The organism is Candidatus Omnitrophota bacterium, from assembly GCA_013791745.1.
GTDB lineage: Bacteria > CG03 > CG03 > CG03 > CG03 > CG03.
In genome coordinates this window covers 1-1,011 of sequence record VMTH01000113.1, presented here as the reverse complement: position 1 = coordinate 1,011, position 1,011 = coordinate 1, and the positions used below count along the sequence as shown (strand labels likewise).

At 40.1% G+C, this 1,011-nt stretch carries 1 protein-coding gene; it reads right to left on the bottom strand.

The annotated features are described in order from the left end of the window. Positions 1 to 394: 394 nt before the first annotated feature. Positions 395 to 640, bottom strand: a complete 246-nt coding sequence (locus tag FP827_05235) for a hypothetical protein (GenBank protein ID MBA3052476.1) — start codon at positions 638 to 640, stop codon at positions 395 to 397. Between the last annotated feature and the right edge of the window lie 371 nt (positions 641 to 1,011).

The following is a 1,011-nucleotide window of genomic DNA, read 5'->3' as shown; positions in this document are numbered from 1 at the left end:
ATACGAAAACACTTTTACAAGTGTGAAAAGTGCATGGTCAGGAGATCCAGGAATATACAAAGATGGTAGTTTTTACAGTGTGGGAAGTGCTGTCAATCTGGTTACAATAGGCAAGGCATCAGGACTATTTGGAGAAGTAACTGTTAAATTAAACAGAAATTTTAACTTATGGTTCGATTACAATATAAACAGCGAAATCACTTTTGATACCCCAAAAGTTTGTGTGGACGATGATGATAAAACTTTAACACTCGTTAATTTTCTTGATAATCCAGGAGAAAAAATTAAACTTACAAGAACGATAGGAATAGGAATATCATATTACTGGCAATGGGGAAATAAATATTGGGACTATTATTAAATTTTTAATGAGACTTTTATGTCGTTAGAGTATTCAATTTGATTTTACAGTACCGAGATATTTCTCCCTAATTTTTTTACCCTGGCGCCATGAGGCGTATTTATATTTGCCCTGGCGGATCCGGATGTGGCCGAAGTAATATTCGGAATCATCAATAATTATGATCACCTTGCCGGTTTCGGCGTTCTCGTAAATACCGGGCGGGATTTTCCGGAAGCGCTGCCTGGCCATGGGGGCGGGGCAGGGCGGCCGGTTTTCTTTTTTTGTGGAATTGCGCATCCGTAATTATAGCTTAAGTAGGGTATGAAGTCAAAACGGCCGTAAATGCCGCCGCGGGAGCCGCTCCGTTTTTGAGCGGAAGCTCCGACGACAGATATTCGGCCGCTCCGGATATCCCGGGGAATCCGGAGCCGGCGGCCGGAGCTGATAAATTACCCTACAGAAATGGCGAGTCTGCGAGACATTAAAGTAGGGTAAAATAAAAATCATTGTCGTGGAGAGTAAACTTTTACCCTACGGGGGAAAGTTTACATAATTAACTTTATCAACGAGCGGGTTATTTAACGGATAAGAAGATTTTCGAATTTATTTTTTCCTTTGATTCTATAAATAGAAAAATCAGCGTCTAAACTGATTACTTTTTTAATATT